Origin of the sequence: Porphyromonas pogonae (assembly GCF_036320655.1) — a bacterium.
In the GTDB taxonomy this organism is placed as follows: domain Bacteria; phylum Bacteroidota; class Bacteroidia; order Bacteroidales; family Porphyromonadaceae; genus Porphyromonas; species Porphyromonas pogonae.
Genome location: NZ_CP143258.1, coordinates 2,406,035 through 2,425,714, shown reverse-complemented (window position 1 = coordinate 2,425,714; position 19,680 = coordinate 2,406,035). Strand labels below are relative to the sequence as shown.

At 42.0% G+C, this 19,680-nt stretch carries 15 protein-coding genes; 7 read left to right on the top strand and 8 right to left on the bottom strand.

The window, feature by feature from the left end; genetic code table 11:
- Position 1: 1 nt before the first annotated feature.
- The 4 genes from ispG to VYJ22_RS09680 form a co-directional block, all read right to left on the bottom strand.
- Positions 2-1,810 (bottom strand): (E)-4-hydroxy-3-methylbut-2-enyl-diphosphate synthase, encoded by a 1,809-nt coding sequence (gene ispG / locus VYJ22_RS09695; protein ID WP_329903821.1) that lies wholly within the window; start codon positions 1,808-1,810, stop codon positions 2-4.
- A 198-nt stretch (positions 1,811-2,008) separates the two neighbouring features.
- Complete coding sequence (gene purE / locus VYJ22_RS09690) at positions 2,009-2,515, bottom strand: 5-(carboxyamino)imidazole ribonucleotide mutase (protein ID WP_329903820.1); 507 nt, start codon at positions 2,513-2,515, stop codon at positions 2,009-2,011.
- A gap of 5 nt (positions 2,516-2,520) precedes the next feature.
- Positions 2,521-2,901: a glycine cleavage system protein GcvH gene (gene gcvH / locus VYJ22_RS09685; protein WP_329903819.1), complete on the bottom strand. Its 381-nt coding sequence runs from the start codon at positions 2,899-2,901 to the stop codon at positions 2,521-2,523.
- A 228-nt stretch (positions 2,902-3,129) separates the two neighbouring features.
- Positions 3,130-4,668 (bottom strand): PAS domain-containing protein, encoded by a 1,539-nt coding sequence (locus tag VYJ22_RS09680; RefSeq protein ID WP_329903818.1) that lies wholly within the window; start codon positions 4,666-4,668, stop codon positions 3,130-3,132.
- 390 nt (positions 4,669-5,058) lie between these two features.
- On the opposite strand from VYJ22_RS09680, the gene VYJ22_RS09675 reads away from it, so the two are divergent.
- Positions 5,059-6,546 carry a S41 family peptidase gene (locus tag VYJ22_RS09675; protein ID WP_329903817.1) on the top strand — a complete coding sequence of 496 codons (1,488 nt, stop codon included), beginning with the start codon at positions 5,059-5,061 and terminating at the stop codon, positions 6,544-6,546.
- An 18-nt stretch (positions 6,547-6,564) separates the two neighbouring features.
- On the opposite strand, the gene VYJ22_RS09670 is transcribed toward VYJ22_RS09675, so the two are convergent.
- Positions 6,565-6,717: a hypothetical protein gene (locus VYJ22_RS09670; RefSeq protein WP_329903815.1), complete on the bottom strand. Its 153-nt coding sequence runs from the start codon at positions 6,715-6,717 to the stop codon at positions 6,565-6,567.
- A gap of 1,182 nt (positions 6,718-7,899) precedes the next feature.
- Between VYJ22_RS09670 and VYJ22_RS09665 the strand changes: the two genes are divergently transcribed.
- From VYJ22_RS09665 to bioA, 5 genes are all read left to right on the top strand, one after another.
- Positions 7,900-8,976 (top strand): DUF4831 family protein, encoded by a 1,077-nt coding sequence (locus tag VYJ22_RS09665; RefSeq protein ID WP_329903814.1) that lies wholly within the window; start codon positions 7,900-7,902, stop codon positions 8,974-8,976.
- A 44-nt stretch (positions 8,977-9,020) separates the two neighbouring features.
- Entirely contained in the window at positions 9,021-11,009 is a 1,989-nt protein-coding gene (locus VYJ22_RS09660) for a peptide MFS transporter (protein ID WP_329903813.1), read from the top strand.
- An 11-nt stretch (positions 11,010-11,020) separates the two neighbouring features.
- Entirely contained in the window at positions 11,021-11,479 is a 459-nt protein-coding gene (locus VYJ22_RS09655) for a hypothetical protein (protein WP_329903812.1), read from the top strand.
- A gap of 113 nt (positions 11,480-11,592) precedes the next feature.
- Complete coding sequence (gene bioB, locus VYJ22_RS09650; RefSeq protein ID WP_329903810.1) at positions 11,593-12,588, top strand: biotin synthase BioB; 996 nt, start codon at positions 11,593-11,595, stop codon at positions 12,586-12,588.
- Positions 12,578-13,858, top strand: a complete 1,281-nt coding sequence (bioA, locus tag VYJ22_RS09645) for an adenosylmethionine--8-amino-7-oxononanoate transaminase (RefSeq protein ID WP_329903809.1) — start codon at positions 12,578-12,580, stop codon at positions 13,856-13,858. Before bioB ends, bioA begins: the two co-directional genes overlap by 11 nt.
- A 30-nt stretch (positions 13,859-13,888) precedes the next feature.
- On the opposite strand, the gene VYJ22_RS09640 is transcribed toward bioA, so the two are convergent.
- Together VYJ22_RS09640 and VYJ22_RS09635 are read right to left on the bottom strand one after the other, a co-directional pair.
- On the bottom strand, positions 13,889-14,893 hold the full coding sequence (locus tag VYJ22_RS09640) for a sensor histidine kinase (RefSeq protein ID WP_329903808.1): 1,005 nt from the start codon (positions 14,891-14,893) through the stop codon (positions 13,889-13,891).
- Positions 14,890-16,245, bottom strand: coding sequence for a sigma-54-dependent transcriptional regulator (locus VYJ22_RS09635; RefSeq protein WP_329903807.1), 1,356 nt, complete (start codon positions 16,243-16,245; stop codon positions 14,890-14,892). The genes VYJ22_RS09640 and VYJ22_RS09635 overlap by 4 nt, the downstream gene beginning before the upstream one ends.
- 222 nt (positions 16,246-16,467) lie before the next feature.
- Here VYJ22_RS09635 and VYJ22_RS09630 point away from each other — a divergent pair, with 222 nt between their 5' ends.
- Positions 16,468-18,783: an ABC transporter permease gene (locus tag VYJ22_RS09630; protein WP_329903806.1), complete on the top strand. Its 2,316-nt coding sequence runs from the start codon at positions 16,468-16,470 to the stop codon at positions 18,781-18,783.
- A 46-nt stretch (positions 18,784-18,829) separates the two neighbouring features.
- Here the strand turns inward: VYJ22_RS09630 and VYJ22_RS09625 are convergent, their stop codons facing one another.
- Complete coding sequence (locus VYJ22_RS09625) at positions 18,830-19,282, bottom strand: hypothetical protein (protein ID WP_329903805.1); 453 nt, start codon at positions 19,280-19,282, stop codon at positions 18,830-18,832.
- Positions 19,283-19,680 lie beyond the last annotated feature (398 nt).

Genomic DNA, 19,680 nt, shown 5'->3' with positions numbered 1-19,680 from the left:
CCTATGATGGTTCTTGCCAGTCTCCGTTTTCTTTGATCAGGTTGACCAGCTGTTCTACTGCTTCTTCTTGAGGTATACCTTTTCTTACCTTCTCTTGTTGTTTGTACAAGTCTATTTTGCCGGGACCCGATCCTACGTATCCGTAATCTGCATCGGCCATTTCACCGGGGCCATTGACTATACATCCCATGATACCTATCTTAAGACCTTTGAGGTGGGAGGTGGCTGCTTTGATCTTTCCTATAGTCTCTTGGATGTTATAAAGCGTGCGTCCGCAACTGGGACAGCTTATAAACTCCGTTTTGCTCATGCGTAGCCTTGATGCTTGTAGTATACCGTACATTGTAGCCACTACTTTGTTTTCCGGCAATGACGGAGCTGATATCATTAGCCCATTGCTCCATCCGTCCAGAAGTATGCTGCCTACATCTGCTGCACATTCCAGTCTGAAAGATGATAAGTCTTGCTCATCATAAACTTTCTTAAGGATGATAGGGGCTTTGATTCCTTTTTTGCGAAGCCATGTGAAGCCCAAACGCCATTCGGCAACGGGGTTGATGCCGAAGGTGTTGAGAATGACTACCGTATTGGGATGAGACTTGATCTCATGCTCCAACTCTTCAGTCAAAGTAAGGTAATCTGCTTCTACAAACCTCACGTCGCCCATATTAGTCCCGTTAGTTGTGCGGTATTCACCTTTATGTAACGTGAGATCGGGCTTCATTTCCCATTCCTTTATTTGCTCTTCTGTAGCTTTTGTCGATATTACTACCGGCAAGGCATTGCCTCCTATCAGCCCTTTAATACAGAAGGTGTCTTTTCTTGCATTCTGCTTATACAGCTCGTATTCATGAGCTGTAGGCAACACTTCCGTAAGAGGCAATTGCTTTTCCCGCTCTACGATGTAATCACGCAGTTTTATTGCTACCGGTATTTCAAACTCAGGATCTTCGCTCAACGAAACCCTGATAGTATCTCCTAAGCCGTCAGCCAATAAAGACCCGATCCCCACTGCGCTTTTGATTCTACCGTCTTCCCCTTCGCCTGCTTCTGTAACTCCCAAGTGTAGCGGGAAAGCAGGCAATCTCTGTTCTTCCAGTGTTTTTACCAATAATCTTACCGCTTGGGTCATCACTATGGTATTGGAAGATTTCATGGAGATTACTATATCTTTAAAGTCATGGTCAAGGCATACCCTAAGGTATTCCAAACAACTCTCTACCATGCCACGGGGGCTGTCGCCATATCGTGCCATCATGCGCTCCGAAAGTGAGCCGTGATTGACTCCGATACGAATAGCGCGTTTGAGCTTTTTGGCTTTTTCCACAAATTCTCCGAAACGCTCTTGCACCACTTTGTTCATTTCCGTGAACTCTGTGTCATCCCATGTTTTGGGTACTGCGTACTTTGTATCTACATAGTTCCCGGGGTTGATACGTACTTTCTCTACGCTGTCCAAAGCCGCATCAGCAGCCTTTGGATTGAAATGTATATCTGCCACCAAGGGTGTTTTATAGCCTTTACCGGTCAATCTCTCCCTTATAATGCCTAAGTTATTAGCTTCTTTTACTCCCTGAGCAGTAAAGCGTAAATAATCGGCCCCCGCATCTATCACTCTTTGGGCTTGCTCCACAGCCTCATCTGTATCCATGGTGGAAACGGAGGCCATAGACTGTATTCTTATAGGGTTATTCTCTCCTATGGGTGTATCGCCAATATTTACTTCAATACTGCGACGCCTTTTATAGATAAATGGAGAATAACCTTCTGTGCCGTCAATTGTCAATGATGATATATCGTTATGATTCATAGATTTTAATCGAGTATTTCAATAACTGCGAGGATATTCCTCTCGCTTTATATTACAAATCTATTTTAAATAACGCTCCTATGCAACAAATTGTTATCATTTGACCCAAAAAACAGGGAAGCGCAAGCAATAGATCTATACTATAGCAAAGGGATATCCTCGCAGTATGAGATTAGCGTGTGGGAGGGGGAGTGAAGCTTAGTTTGTCTTGAACTTATAGCTCAGTTCGCTTAGAGCTTTATTGGCATTGACAACTTTTTCCTTCAATGATTCTTTATAAGCCTCAAGCTTATTGTATAGTTCAGTGTCATTGGTCGCCATCATTTGCACTGCCAGTATCGCTGCATTTTCCGCAGCATTGATGCCTACTGTAGCCACAGGTATTCCCGGAGGCATTTGTACTATAGCAAGCAATGCATCCATACCTTCAAGGGTAGATTTGATAGGTACTCCTATAACCGGGATTGAGGTCATGGATGCGATGACGCCACATAAGTGCGCTGCCATGCCGGCGGCAGCTATAATTACTTTGATCCCTTTGGCTTTGGCATTCTTGGCGAATGCTTCCACCTCAGCGGGTGTACGATGAGCCGATAAAGCTTGTATCTCAAAAGGTATCTGGAGATCATCAAGCCTTTTGGCGGCTTTTTCCATTATGGGAAGATCCGAAGTACTTCCCATAATGATGCTAACTAATGGTTGCATATTGATTATTTGCCGATGAGTTTATTGTAGTCGTCGGCGTTCATTAGACTGTCAATATCTTCAGCATTTGCCGGCTTTACTTTTATAATCCAGCCTTTGCCGTAAGGGTCGTTATTGACCAGTTCGGGCTGATCTTCAAGGTCAGGATTTACTTCCAGTACTTCACCTTCGATAGGCATAAGCAGATCAGAAACGGTTTTTACGGCTTCGATAGAGCCGAATACATCTTCAGCAGAAAGTTCTTCTCCTTCTGTAGCAACATCTACATAGACAATTTCACCCAGCTCGCTTTGAGCAAAGTCAGTAATACCTACGTATACTACACCGCCTTCGATACGTGCCCATTCGTGGTCTTTTGTGTACTTCAGTTCAGCAGGAATATTCATTTTTTTTTGATTGATTTAAAAGGTTGAAAAATAATTATTGTTAATACCTCACAAAGATAGAAAACTATTTTAAGTTGCAAGCTTTTTATCTATGCCTTTTACCCTTTGCCCGGTGGGGCATCGGCAGAGAATCAGGCCATCGCCGTATAGGGCATACAATGATAAATCAAAAACAGGCTCGCAACACCGCAAAGCCACGAACCTGTTTTTCACAAACACTAATCAAATTTAATGGTGTTTCGCTATCATTTCTTTGAGCCGAACCACGAGATCTTCATAAGGAATCTCTCCGTATTTCGATGCCAAAGCCAAAGTGGCTTTAGGTAAAATAACTTTAGCCATAGGCGACTGCAAAAATTTGAATCGCTCATTGATTTCTACAATTTCTTGTTTGAGAAAAGGGTATTGCTTGAAAAGATCAATTAATTTAGTATCCGGGTTAATTTCCGGCGCTCCACCGTCGGGAGCAGGAATATCCTGCTCCTTGGCGGCTTCGCTTACTGCACCGTTCAAATGCTCTCCCTCCCATGTAAGCAAGGTACGGGAGCCTTCCATCTCACGAATGTGAGTGCAATTTTGCATCATTTCCAGTACTCCACGGAAATTACCTTTGTCGTCGCGCACTGCTACATATATAATATAGATAAAGAGTCCGGGCTTATTGATCCAAAACTCGGCTTTGCTCTGCTCTCCGGTTCGGAACTTCTCTATGATTTCTTCTACTACGTGTACGCTTTTGGGTGGATGGCAGTATTTCACCTCTCGGCCAATGACTCCTTTGCTGCGAGGGAATACTCTGTGCTCAGTGTCACTGTAAAATCTGACAATTTCATTTTCGTCTACAAATGATAAGTCGACGGGCAGATGACGGAAGATCAAATTGATTTGTTCCAAGGTGAGCTTGCCCTCTGCCACATTCAATACTCCATTTTCTGATGCTCCTATACCGTATTTACCCATGAGAGCCGCTATGTCTTTAGCCAAGTCTCCACCTATCTCATCTTGAGCCGGGGATGTCTGTTGAGCTTCGACACCTTTGTACGGAACAGGTTTTTCTATCAGACAAAAACCGATCTCGTAATCTCCCTCTGAAATCTTACGAAACTCATCGTCATTGATCATTTGTAAAGAGGTAGGGAGCAATATGGTATTTTCCTTGTCGATCAGATCCAAAAGATGATACTCCAGTTCGTCCTGATGAGCCAAAAACTCATCATTCATATCCCTACGAAGTCTATCGTGCTGGGATGTTATCATATCCCTGACCATGTTATCATAGGTCCACATCGTTTTGCTTGGGCGATCGAAACCCTTTCGCTCCAAAGCAGAATAAAGTTCATTTTGTTTACGTGATAAGTGTATCTTGAATTGTTCCAAAGCCTCAAAAAGTTCAAGCCATTGATTTTTTATGAAAGGCTTGCCATGCAAATTCTTCATCCTATATATAAGAGCTGATACAGCATCGTTTTCTCTGAAATAAGTATCTACAGGATGCCCCGGAGCCAAATGTGGCCTATCATCTTTAAGCAATCCTTGATATAGATTCCTAATGGTAGCTAAGCTCTCTTTAATACATTCGTCATCATCTTGCTGTGCCACGGATGTTTGTTCTGCATATGCCAGTTCTGCGGCAGTAATATTACCTACCTTTTGTTTAAGAGTGTTGGCAGCTTCATCCACTGTTATTAGTCCTTGCTCATAAGCTTCCCTCACCTCTCTCATCATTTTTATTTTCTCCTCATCAATGTGGGGAATATAATTTTTCATCACATCTTTCATAATAACATGTAAATTATTTCATTAAACTTTATTTCTACGTACAAAGATATATTGGAGCAATAGTGTCAAGCCGTCACCTATGTGACAGTTGTTATTACATGCCCCAAAATCCCTATTTGTAGGTATGGCACAACATATCAACCATATACTATATGTATATGGGGATAGAAAGGGGGACTTTAGACGGCTAAAAGTAAGTGTCGGCAATTACTCTCTGAGTAAAGATAGGGCATTGAGAAGCTCCCCTGATTATGGCGATATTCCATACTTTCGATATACCTACCACAACGGTATATGTGTAATTTTAAATCTCTTTATTGTGCCAAATTCAAAAGCATTTTCTATTTTTACGAGGGTATCAAGAAACATTTTATGCTGATGAAAAAATTAAATTTTATTTCCGCACTATTTAGTCTATTTGTAGTATTAACAGCTTGTAGTAAAAACGATGTACCTCAAGAACCTAAAACAGACAAGATTAATCCTGTAAGTGAATTTTGTTATAAAGGGATGAGCCTTTTTTACAAATGGAATGATCAAATGCTTGAAAAGAATCCTAGGATAGAAGATTCGGATCCTGTAAAATATTTCCGATCCCTGTTGTTTGAATACAAAAAGATTGACAAATGGTCTTACATCACAGATAACGCCGGAGAATGGAAAAAGATACTTGAGGGGGATCCGGTAGCTTTCGGTTATGATATTCATGGTTATGCCGACAACTCAAAGGCATGGGTGAATATTAATTATGTCTTTCCTGATAGCCCTGCAGCTAAAGCCGGACTCAAAAGGGGCGATGTGGTAGTAAAAGTAGATGGAGCTATTCTCAACAATGATAATTATAGGAAATTGTTTGGGAAAGAAAGTATCAGTATTGAGGTTATCAAAAAAGATACGGGAAAAGCTACGACCGTTTCCATTACTCCTGAAAGAATTCATACAAATCCTGTACTTGTGTCAAAAGTGATTGAACAAGGTGGTAAAAAAATCGGATATCTATTTTATACCGATTTTATACATGAATTTAATGGCAAACTACACGAGGCATTCATGTATTTTAAGCAACAGCAAATTACCGATTTAGTCATAGACCTGCGTTATAATCACGGAGGAAGTCTTACTTCTGCGCTTTATATTGCATCAATGCTAATTAGGAAGGATTTAGTAGAAAAGAAACCCGTATTTTCTCGTATGGACTATAATCATATTCTCAATAAAATCTATGACGACAAAGCTTTAAAAGAAGGGGTCAATTACAGAGAAAATAAGCTTGGGCAAATATACAAAGATCAGCCTGATCCGTTAAGTGCCAATTTAAATTTGAACAAAGTACACATCATTGCCACGGAAAGTTCTTTTTCAGCATCAGAGCTTCTTACTTATTGTCTCAGGGATTTTATCAAAGTGGTACATGTAGGTACTCCTACAGGAGGTAAGTATGCAGCTTCATGGACTTTGCATGCTTATGACAAATCATTGGGATTACCTGTATATGAAGGGGAAGGAAAAGACCTTACATCTGAGCAAAGAGCAGCTCTTAAGAATTGGGCTATGCAACCCATAGTTAGCGTTTACTCAAATAGCAAAGGCATCTCTTTTGATAAGATCGGAGGGAATCTCAAACCAGATATTGAAGTGGAACCTCAGGAAGAAGATGCAAGCAATTGGGTAGAATTAGGTAACCCCAAAGATTATCTGCTATCTGTTGCAATTAATGATATCCTTGGTAAACCTCGTCTCAGATCTGGTGTGATGACTAAGAATGACTTTAAGGTGAAAAAGATGGATTATAAACCTCAAGCCTTGCTGTTGAAAGAAAATGCAGTAATTCTGAATGATGTAGTTGATCAAGTGACACGAAAATAAGATTGGTAGAGAGTTTCGTTATAAACTGTTTATCAAGTACAAAGGCAGTGATATGTTTAAAACCATATCTCTGCCTTTGTTTTTATATAATTGTGATCCGAGATAATCTTTTGGAGACCGTTGCATAGCAGGCCAATTGCTTCGTTGCTTGCGAGATTCGCGCTTGGTCATTTACCTGAAGTAAACTCCCTGTGCACTCACTCTTAGCGCCTTGCACTTTACCTTCTCTGCCCGGTCAAAGTGTCTTTTGTCGGCTTTGCCTCCAAAATCCATGAGACTGTTGACTTTTGCAACAGTCTCTTTTGCTGAATAATGGATTGTTATAAAATTTTATCGAGGCTCTTGACAAATGGGGGTACGATGTTGTATCTTTGTTTAAGAAATAATCCGTTTACACACCAATATCCGGACTTACTCTACAGATTAAGAACTTATTTATAAAGAATTAGTAATGAAATCAAAGTCTAATAATATATTTCAATTTATTCCTAACAAGGCTTTGTTTGGAGTAAATTGTTGCACGGAAATAAAATGTATGGATCTTACATATTGTCAGAATTAGATTATGTAAACAAAAATATCAAAATGTCAGTATTTAGATAATTATAGGCAAATAAACATAAGAATAACCGCAAATGGGATGTGTAAACTTACCATTTGCGGTTATTTTGTTTCAGAGTCAAAATCATCTATTTTTCTAACTGTGTTGTATTATTTTTGTAATTAAGGTGCAATGTTTTTGTAACTAAGAGCTTCGGATTCCTTAGTTAGGAAAAAAGTAAAGTCTAACTAAGAAAACATCATCACGTAGTTACAAAAATATTGGCGACTGACTTATTGCTTTAAATAGTGATCTGTAAATTCTTGGTTTGTATCATTTTGATATAATTATTTAGATAAATATGTTATTTGTATTTTGTATTTGTCTTTTATGTTTTATTCTGTTTGTTTCGCTTTGAGGTGTTATGGCCTTATAAATATATCAAAATGATAGATCTTAAAATAGCCTATATTATTTTATTAAAGATGTTGTGATAGTCGAATATTATTATGCGCTATGTTTTGATATTTAAATGTTTACAAATCGAACACAAAGATGTGTATTCGTAGTACGGTGAACAGGTTTTGCTTTTGTATCTCTTTTTTCAAGATAAGCTTTTGCTGGAGGGTAATTAATGATATTCTTTAAATAAGAGAATGCTCAATCATCAAACTCGACTTGAAAATCCATAAAAAAAGCTATTGTATATAAAAAATAAGATGCAAAATGATAGTTAATTAAAGGAATAACCAAGATTATTCAATCTAAATTTTGTAGCTTTGTTAGCTGAACATTTATTAGCACATTGAAATATGTTACGAGTAATCAGATTCTCTTATCTTCTCATATTATTAAGTCTTTTTTCGAATATATTTTTTGCACAAGCGCAGACCAATGTGACGCGCTTTGATGCAAGCCAAAATAACGATTATGGTGTAGTGTACAGTTTACCTCGTACACAACTTCTTGTGGAAGCAAAGATTGAAAAAGAAACATACGATCCCGGCCCGCTGGCAGATTATGCATATAAGTATCTTACCATAAATGCCTCCAATCGCAGAGCTGTACACTACAGACTAAAGTCCATAAAGGTTCTTTCTAAAGGAGTCAAAGACGACAAGAATCAGTTTATTGTGCGTTTTGATAAAAAAACCGTGGCTCCTTTCGTTAATCTCACTGATCAGGGTATTATCTATTCTATAAATGGAGACAAACAAAATGATGCGCCTACCCCTCAGGCTCAGAGTGAAAATAACGAGTTAGTTACCCCTCCTTCATTACCACAGGAATACAATCTCGCAGGATCGCAATCCAAACAAGCTGAGATAGCGGCAGGATACTTATTCCATGTAAGGGAAAGTACTATGAATATCGTGACGGGAGATGTGGAGTCGATGCCCAAAGATGGTCAGTCGATGAAACTGGTGCTGGGAAAGCTCAAGAGCGAAGAGATGGGAACGTTACGCCTATTCTGCGGAGATACAATCAGAGAGACTATTACCTATAAAACAGAAGTAGAGCCGGAAGAGAATATTCAGGATAAAGTCATATTCAGGTTTTCACCTCTATTGGGTGCTGTAGCAGCCAATGATTTGGGTGGAGCTCCCGTATACTTTAGTATGAGTGTCGTGGAGAGAGCACCTGAGATGACTGAGAAAGAAATGCGTAAGCATGAAAAAAGTCTTGACGGTGTAGTTTACAATCTTCCGGGTAGTGCCAAGATTATTGTAAAATATGAAGGCAAAACCTACTTTGATGCCAAGCTTCCCATCACCCAGTTGGGAATGCAGCAGAGCCTGACACGCAAGATGTTTAATGATCGCGGCGATACGGCACCGAAAGTATATTTCGACGTCAACACCGGAGCAATCTCAGAAATCAAACAATAGATTGTCCTTAATACATAACCATAAATAATAAAAACATTCACTTTATGCTAAACAAACACCCCAAAGGACTCATAGTCTTAGCCCTTACAAACATGGGAGAGCGTTTCGGATACTACACCATGCTGGCTATCCTCACGCTTTATATGCAAGCCAAGTTCGGCTTATCTTCGGGATTTACCAGTATGATATACGGTACCTTCCTTGCCTTAGTATACTTCCTGCCTATTTTCGGAGGTCTTATCGCTGACAAAGCTTTAGGCTACGGTAAGACTATCTTTATTGGTGTTGTCATCATGTTTGGAGGTTATCTCTTGCTTGCAATGCCAACACAAAACAATCCTTTCGGATTGTCAATGATGTTCCTGTCTTTATTCTTCATATCGGCAGGTACGGGTCTTTTCAAAGGAAACTTGCAGGCTTTGGTGGGCAAGCTATATGACTCACCTCAGTATTCATCTAATCGTGATATTGCATTCTCAATCTTCTACATGTTTATCAATATCGGTGCATTCTTTGCTCCCAGTATGGCTAATGCTATAAACAAGAGTGTATTGGAAAAAGCAAACTTCACTTATGATGCCAACATTCCTAAAGACTATGTAGCCCTCAACAATAAGGTGGTGGACGAGAATGTCTTCATGGACGAATATATCAAGGCAAACCCTAAGTTTACTCAAAAAGACGATAAAGAGAAAGCTCAGATTATAGCAAAGAAGAAGAAAAAGGACGGAGTATTGTTCCCCTCTGATAAAGAATCTGCTCTTTTTAACCTGAAAGCTGCTGGTTTGTACCAGCTAACTATTTCTGATAAAATATCTGATCCTGCCATCAGGATTGAGAAAAAAGAATACGAATTGCTTGAAAGCCGTGCTGTGAATGATCAGGCAGCAAAAGAAGCTGTGAAAGCAAAGATTGCATCTGTACCGGAAGAGGCATTGACAGGATTCTTTACTGCCGACGGTCTTCAAAAATCTTTTGCTGAGCGTTTCGCAGCAGAATATGTAAATAAATCGTTGTCTTCTTCTTACAGCCTCTCTTTCGGCGTGGCATGTATAAGTCTCGTGCTTTCGATTTTGATCTTCTTGCTTTTCCGTAAGACTTGGAAGTTTGCTGACATCACAGTTTCAAGAAAAAGAAAAGGTCAGGCGGAAGCTCAACAAACCAACGTGCCTACAATGAGCAAGCATGAAGTCAAAGAGCGTATGACGGCTTTGTTCCTTGTATTCTTTGTGGTGATCTTCTTCTGGATGTCATTCCACCAAAACGGGTTGTGTATGACTTTCTTTGCACGTGACTATACCACAAGTAATATCACGCCTCAGCATTATATGATGTTCTCTCTTCTTTCTCTATTGCCAGTTATCGTATTTATGTATGGTATCTATATTACATTTATGGGATTGTTTGGTGAGAAGAAGAATCCAAGAGTCGGTATCGTACTGATGATTGTAGGTCTCGTAGCATTGTTTGCTTATTATCAGATCGACATTGCCAAGATAAGCGAAATGATCAAGATCACTCCTCAGATCTTCCAGCAGTTCAATCCATTCTTCATCATCATCCTCACACCGGCTGTAGTAGGTGTATTTACTTACCTTGGTCAAAAAGGCAAAGAACCTTCTGCTCCGAGAAAGATCGGTATCGGTATGCTTATCGCTGCTTTAGGTTTCGTGGTATTGTTACTCGCTTCATTTGGCCTACCAGCTCCTTCTACTTTGCAAGGAACATCGGATGTCTTGGTATCTCCCAATTGGCTTATCGGTACTTATTTCGTACTTACTATTGCGGAGCTTTTCCTCAGCCCTATGGGTCTGTCATTCGTATCCAAAGTAGCTCCTCCTCAGTATAGCGGTCTTATGCAAGGCGGTTGGTTGGCTGCCACTGCTATAGGTAACTTGCTTGTAGGTGTTATGGGTACTTTCTGGGAGCAACTTCCTTTGGTTGCTTTCTGGGGTGTACTGGTTATCTGTTGCGTGCTTTCGGCTGTGTTTATCTTCTCTGTAATGAAGAGACTCGAGCTTGTAACAAAATAAAGAATCATACAGTGTACGCACTAAGATCTCTCAATATAAGGCCTGCCTCACTGACGTTCCGTAGATGGAGTCGGTGCGGCAGTGCCGTTTTTAGAGGCTTAGGCAAAAATGTAGTTATTGTATCTTTGGCAAAGAACGTTCTTGACAGACTTTTTATCAAGACTAAGGCATTGTCGGATTTTTCGTGGAGCGAGTGTTGTATTCTGGATACTGATGTGGAGGATGACGAGGCTTTTCCTGATGAAAAGTTTATCTTGCTTCAGGCTAAAATGGGTGGAAGAGTCATAATTTGTAGCGAAACTTCTGTCGTTACCTTAGCGGTAACATACAATAACCAAGATATTGCAACCTTCGTGCAGCGGTTCCAAACCGCATGCCCGAAGGTTTTCTTTTTAATAAAATGGATAGAGTCGATGATAATTTCTCGGAGATTCTGTCCTGTAGTGCATATGAAAGAAGTAAGTATATAGATCCTTATGCGAGCAGCCTTACAGGACCGGGATACGTATCCTGTTGCTTTTGCTCATAATATTGATAGTTCTATATTCTTTCTTTCGGGCACCGTTTCACTAAAATATATTATATGATCAATTCTATTGAAGAAAAAATCTTAAACGGCGAATGTATTACAGAGCAAGAAGCTCTGCAACTATCGGTAATAAAGGACAAGGAGGCATTGTACGATTGTGCTCACCGCATCACAGAGCATTTTATGGGCAACGTATTCGATACTTGCTCTATCATCAATGCCAAAAGCGGTAATTGCCCCGAAAACTGTAAGTGGTGTGCACAAAGTGCGCATTTTGCCACGGAAATAGAGAAGTATGCATTGGTCAATGCCGGTGAGTGCGTAGCTCAATCGAAATATAATCATAATCAGGGTATCGGTAGGTTTTCTTTGGTTGCCAGTGGTCGTACGGCTACCTCGAGAGAGATAGAAAGTATGGCAGTTACTTATAAAATGATTAAGAAGAACTCTCCAAATCTCAAATGTTGCGCCTCGCTAGGGCTTTTGGATGAAGAGAAATTGCAAAAGCTGTTTGATAGTGGGGTTACCACCTATCACTGTAATATGGAGACTGCTCCCAGTCATTTTCATAACTTATGTACCACGCATACGCAACAAGATAAGGAAGCTACGCTTCGAGCTGCTCGTAAGGTGGGCATGCGTATATGTTCGGGCGGAATTATCGGCATGGGTGAGACTATGGAGCAACGCATCGAATTTGCGTTCTATCTCAACAGTATCGGAACCCTCTCCATCCCTATCAATATATTGCAACCAATTCCCGGCACACCTCTGGAGCATGCGGCTCCTCTCTCTGACGAAGAGTATCTTACTACAGTGGCTCTCTTCAGACTAATCAATCCTCATGCTTTTTTGAGATTCTCGGGAGGTAGAGCACAGATTAGCCGGGATATTCAGAAGAAGGCTATTTACATCGGCATCAACTCTGCCATTACAGGCGATTTGCTTACTACTATCGGCAGTCAGGCGAGGGAGGATATGTCCTTGATACAGGAGATGGGCAAAATAAATACAAACCATAAAGACTGGGAAGTGAGCTATGACCACTGACGAATTACTCCAAACCGATAGGGAGCACCTATGGCATCCCTATACATCCACCATTGACCCTCTGCCCGTTTACCCCGTACGAGAAGCGCATGGAGCAGTCATAACACTGTGCGACGGTACTGAACTTATCGACGGCATGAGCTCATGGTGGGCTGCTGTGCACGGATACAATCATCCACGTCTCAATGCAGCCCTGCAAAAGCAGATGACACAAATGAGCCATGTGATGTTTGGCGGGTTTACGCACGAGCCTGCTGTAGACTTGGCACGTGAGTTATTACAAATATTACCTCAGGGATTGGATCAGATTTTCTATGCCGATTCCGGATCTGTGGCTGTAGAGGTAGCTTTGAAAATGGCTATCCAGTATCAGCAATCTCAAGGACGGAACAGAAATCACTTTGCCACCATACGCTCAGGATATCACGGCGATACGTGGCATGCCATGAGTGTCTGTGATCCTGTTACAGGTATGCATGGTATTTTTGCAGGGCCATTACCCTCTCAGTACTTCTTGCCCCAGCCACAAAGCAGATATGGGCAAGTGTGGGATCCTCGTGACATTCAACCGCTCGAACAACTCTTAGCTGAGAAATCCGAAGAGTTGGCAGCTCTTATCCTCGAGCCCATCGTGCAGGGCGCAGGGGGTATGTATTTCTATCATCCTCAGTATCTCGTTGAGGCTCGCAGGCTGTGTAGCCAGTACGGCGTGTTGCTCATCTTTGATGAAATAGCCACGGGCTTCGGGCGCACAGGAGAGATCTTTGCATACAAGCATGCCAGTTTAGTACCGGATATTATGTGTATCGGTAAAGCTCTTACAGGGGGATATATGACTCTTTCGGCAAGCATTACTACCAAAGCTATTGCCGATATAATCTGTAGTGGCGAGGCCGGTTGTTTCATGCACGGTCCCACATTTATGGCCAATCCGTTGGCATGTGCCGTAGCGGCAGAATCTATAAGGCTTTTGAAAGAATCAGGATGGCAAAAGAAGGTCAGAGCTATCGAGGCTCAATTGAAAGAAGAGCTTGCACCTGCCGCCGACCTCTCCTCTGTCAAGGAAGTGCGTGTGCTGGGTGCCATAGGAGTATTGGAGATGCACAACCCCGTAGATATGGCATCTTTGCAAAAGAAGTTCGTACAAGAAGGCATCTGGATCAGACCTTTCGGGAAGCTATGTTATATCATGCCTCCCTTCATCATTGAGCCGAAGCAGTTGTCACGTCTTACATCAGGGCTTATCAAAGTTCTTAGGAGCGAAGAGTGAAATTATCTACCATGCACAGCTCCTTTATTTTCAGCATGGGAACTTGAGTGTAAATGTCGTATTCCCCGGCTGGGTAGTTACAGCGATGGAGCCATGATGGCGAAGCATAATCTGGCGGCATAGGCTTAGTCCTATGCCGCTTCCGTTTGTTTTGGTGGAGTAGAAAGGCACAAAAATCTTTTTCAATACATCAGGAGGGATAGCTTCTCCATTGTTTGCCACTGTGATATGTACTCCACCCTCGGAGTAAAAGGCTCTTACGGATATTTGGGATAAGTCTTTTGCTGTATTTGTCTCCGCCTCCGATGCATTTCGTATCAGATTGATTAGCATCTGTTCCAGCATCTCCTTGTCAACGGCTAAGGATAGAGTCTCGGGGTAGACATTATAATCAAATACAATCCCCTCCGTTTGTAGCAGTTGGTTCAACGCAATCAGTACAGGCAATAAAGGACGTGATTGGATATTCGGTTCGGGTAGTCTGGTGAGTCTTCTGTAGTTGTTGATGAATGTAAGCAACCCCTCGCTTCGTCTGTGTATGATTTCCATAGCCCTTGACATCGTCTCATAGTCTTTCTCCGGAGAGTTGCTACTTCGTTCACGCATAGTGTCGGAGAGGGAGATGATAGGTGTCATGCTATTCATGATCTCATGTGTAAGTACACTGATAAGCTTTTGCCAAGCATCCGTTTCCGCTTCTTGTTGTACAGTATCGTGTAACTTCTTTTGGAATAGTACCAACGCGGTATTCATCTCCTCTAATAGCATCTTCATCTCCCTTTCCGTATGTTTACCTCGCATGGTAAATCGGTCTGAGAAATCACCTACACGTATGCTCCTGATAAGCGAAGTCATGTAATCGATGAGCCTCATGCGCTCGCGATACAGTGAATACCCCATCATTGCACTCAATATGCCTACCAACGTGGCGGTGTAATAATATGTGTGCATCACCAACAAGATGCACGCTGCGCCCATCAGGAATATAAACAGAGCCTTGAGAGCGAATACGAATGAATAAGGCAACCTCCTCATAAGCCGTATTTCTCCATCTTTCTGTACAGAGCATAACGGGTAATTCCCAGCAAATCTGCCGCTTGATTCATATTCCCGTCTTTTTGCGCCAGCGCTTTCTCTATAGCCTGACGTTCCAGTTCCTCCAAATTCAATGTCTGCTGTAGATTTTTGGCAGACGATGAGCCGTGTAGGGCAAAGTCACAAGGCATGAGCGTATCTCCTGCTGCCAATATCACAGCACGCTCTATAAGATGCTGTAGTTCTCTCACATTGCCCGGCCAGGTATAATCTTTGAGCTTACGCTGAGCCATGGCGGATATTGCTGTAATCTTCTTACCATATTTTGTAGCGTATCTTTTCATAAAGAAATCTGCTAGTAACAGTACGTCATTTCCACGCTCTCTCAGGGGCGGGATATGCAATTCTATGGTATTGATGCGGTACAATAAGTCTTGTCTGAAAGCTCCAGACCTCACCATTTCGTGTATGTCCGCATTGGTAGCGGATATGATACGTATATTTAGAGGGTTCGATACATTGGAGCCCAGTCGCATTATAGCTTTCTTTTCTATTGTAGTCAGTAGCTTTGCTTGCATAGAAAGTGATAGGTTTCCTATCTCATCGAGAAAAACTGTGCCACCCGAGGCTGTTTCCAATCGACCCGCTTTACTTCTCTTGGCATCCGTAAAGGCACCTTTCTCATGACCGAATAGCTCACTCTCGAAAAGTTGCTCCGGTATACTGCCCATGTCTATATGCACAAATGGCATGTTACTACGCTGCGAGTCTCTGTATAGCCTCTGCGCTACGAGGTCTTTGCCCGTACCATTCTCACCCAGTATGAGTATATTGGCATCTGTCCGGCCCAGGTGCTCCATCGTTTCCAGCAGTTGTAGCATTGCATCGCTTTGTGCTATGATCTCATGGTCGGTACGCTGCATGGCAGCCACTTGCTCTCTCAGGTTGCACACCTCACGTCTGCTTTCTCGTAGCTTGAGAGCCGAGGATATCGTAGCCAGTAGTTTTTCTTTCTCCCATGGTTTGGGTATAAAGTCCACTGCGCCCGCCTTGATAGCCTGTACAGCTTTCTCCATATCGGCATACGCTGTGATAAAGATCACGACAGCGTCGGGGTCATACTGCTTGATTCGCTCCAGCCAGTAGTAACCTTCATTGCCACTGCTGGCATCTTTGCGGAAGTTCATATCCAGCAGTATCACATCCGGGTGGTAGGTACGTATGAAATGCTCCAGTCGTTCGGGATGGGGTGATATCCTGATCTTCTCAAAGTGGGGCTCGAGCACCAAGTTCAGAGCGAAGAGAATGTCTTCATTGTCGTCCACGATGAGTATTTGCCCACGCTTATCCATCAGTTTCTGATATTATAGTAACTTAAAGCTCAAAGTTAGTAATAAAAACCCAGCTATTGTGTGCGATAACGAACGCCTGTAAGTGCGTTTACACACACTGTATGTGCTTGTGTGTGTATAGTATAATGCTCTATACTAATACTATGATTCTATGGCACTGACTTTGATTAGATAGCTGTAAAGTCATCGTGAATTATAGGACAATAATAAAACTATCAATGCATGTTTACACACAACCTCAGCATGGCATGGCGCAATCTGCGCAAGTATCGCGTACAAAGTATTATTAGCATCGTAGGGCTGGCTATAGGCTTTACTGCGTTTTCTTTCACCCTTAGCTGGATCAACTATCAGCAGTCCTATGATGCTCATATCCAGGACAAGGATAGGATATATCTCCTCATCCAAGACAAGTCTGTGGGCTCTGTCATAGGCGATGTATCCCATACACAGATGCCCCTTGCCAACTATCTCGAGCAAAACTTCCCCGAGATTGAGGCTGCTACAGCGTTGCGCACGTATCCCCAAACATTCAAGCTCAACGACCGCGACTCTATCATTGATGCCGATATTGCCAGCGTAGACAGCAGTTTCTTCAAAGTCTTTTATCCCCAGTGGCAGTCTCGCGCACCTAAGGCATATACTAAGGGCCAGACCAACTATTTCTTGTCCGACAAACTTATCTCGGTGCGTAACATTAATACCCACGACCTCAAAATCGGGTTTATGGGTGGCTTGCCCGATGTGGGAGTACATACCAACGTACCCTTTCAAGTCCTACAAATGGCCCCTCGTCTGTGTGATACCAATGATCCCGGCCAATGGTGCTCGTGGGGCAATTTCACATACATCAAGCTCCGGCCGGGGGTAAAGATGGATGTGCTTATAAAAAAGCTGAACAAAATACCCAAGCAATACGAATATGCCAATGAACCCAAAGTCATAGCCGTGCCACTACGAGCTGTGTACACCACGATTCCCAACGTAGGTACTACCGTCAAGATCAATCACCTCCGGATATTTGCCATCGTATCTTTTATGGTTACGCTGGGCGCTATCTTCAATTTCCTCATGCTTTTTATCAATCGCATACGGCTACGCAGTCGCGAGCTGGCACTACGCCGTGCCAATGGCGCCGGTACGGCCCAGCTCCTCATCTACCTCATGACAGAGTACTTTATGCTCATCGTATTGTCACTGTTTATGGGATTGGTGCTTTCGGAGCTATTGTTCCATCCCTTCAGCAAATTCTCGCTTATCACTGCCCCACGTAGTTATTTCATGCTGTACTCCCTGCTTTATGCCTTGCTCCTGGTAGTGCTATCTCTGGGTATAGCACTTCTGCCCGTGAGGCACTTTATGCAGAGCAGCATACAGTCCAATCTAAAGCCATCCTCTGCTCCCAATGGTATGAAGTATAACTTCACCATGACATGCCTCTGGTTACAGCTCACGATGAGTGTGCTTCTCATATTTTGCACCACTGTGCTCATGTTGCAGGTACGCTGGCTCAACGATAGTAACGAAGCTGGATTCGACCGCTCGGGTATCCATACCGTGATGAATATGGGTGACGAAGATAAAATCCACGTCGATGAGCTCAAGTCCATCCCTGGTATAGAGCGTGTGATCCACTTCCCGCAGTCGTTCCTGCCACAGACGTCATGGTGTTCGTTTACCGAGGACGATAGCGATGGGCCTGAAGGTGGTGGCTCTCCCAAGACGTACCAGATATTCAATATGGGATCACCTGAAGACTTTGTGCCTTTTTTTAACGTGAAGATACTCGAGGGGCGCAATCTGCACAACGGAGAGAAGGGTGTGTGTCTCATCAACCAAGCTGCTTGTAAGCAATTGGGCGCAAAACACCCCCTGGGCAAGACGCTCAATAAACTTACTATAGTAGGTATAGTACAAGACCTCTATACCTCGCTACCCACAGAGCCCGTGAAGCCCACAATGTTTGTGACCAATGCCCAGGGTATGGGGAGCCTATCGGGTACACTGGCTTATAAATGTGATGCAAAGAATGCTATACGAATCGAAAAGCAAATAAGAAAGACCCTGACCAAGACGATGGTTGGTAATCGCTTTGACCTTTCGTTCTACGATATGGAAAAGCAGTATGCTACTTATACACGTAGCGAGCGCAACCTGCTGCGACTACTGGCGGTGATGACAGGGATAGCCATACTCATTGCAGTATTCGGGATATATTCGATGATTACCCTGAGTTGCAATCAGCGGCGCAAAGAAATAGCTATCCGCAAGGTCAATGGTGCAGGTGTACATGAAATCATGAGGCTTTTTATCCGTCAATATGTAGATATTGTGTTGCTGTCTTGTGCTGTGTCCTTCCCTATAGGATACTTCATCATGAGTCGGTGGGTGGAGCAGTATAGCCGTCAGGTAAGTATCAGATGGTATATTTATGTCATTATTCTGATAGCCATCAATCTGCTAGTATATACATGTATAGTAAGCCGTGTGCTCAAGGCTGCTTATCAAAACCCCGCCAATGTTTTGAAATCCGAATAAGCTATGAGGTTGAAGACGCTAAAATACTGTCGATTTTGATAGGACACTATTCATTGTATTTTTTGAGTTTCCTGATATAGAGGGTTGCAATAAATAAAGAACAAAGACAGAGCAATATTATTATCACAACAGGGATTTTGACATTATCGTTGATTATGTCGTAGATTACTATAGCCAAAATAGTATTTATACACAGCCTCAGGTATTTTACCATATTGCTTACCGTGCTGTATATTTGCTCATCGTTTTCATTTGTTACATTAAACGGATAATGGAAAAAGGTGGGGTGGGTACTCAGCACTCCTAATCCAATATGTACGATGAACATGATAACCGCAAGTAATATGGCCGAGGATTTGAGCCCTGCGGCATCACTCACGTCTTCCACATTGTAATTTGCAGGTAGATTTGTCGGTGCATGATTGTAAGATACCCAGAGGTATAGTAAAGCTAGTACCAATATGATTGCCGACAGTAGATCGGGTAGTTTGATTTTCATCCTCTATAGCTTTTGGTGTTCGCACCAAATATAGTGATAAATTTGATGTATTGTCATGATATGAGCTATATATGAATTGAGTGTTTGCTTGCACCTTTATTTTTGACAAAATGTCAATTGCCATACACTGATGCTAATTTGTTTTGTGATTGGTAATGTGTTGAAAAGTAGAAAACTAAATAAATATTAGAATTCAAGAAGAGCTCTCAAATTTGTGCTGTTTTAGTTAAGTTATACCGCTTATTTAGACTTAGTCTAAATAAGAAACGTGTTTTTTACATCTAAAATCATAGAAAATAAAGTTGCAAATAAATCTTACTGCCGTATAATGGATAATTAATGAATACCTATAATATATTTTGTTTATATGTTCCATTTATTTAATGTTATATAGTCGT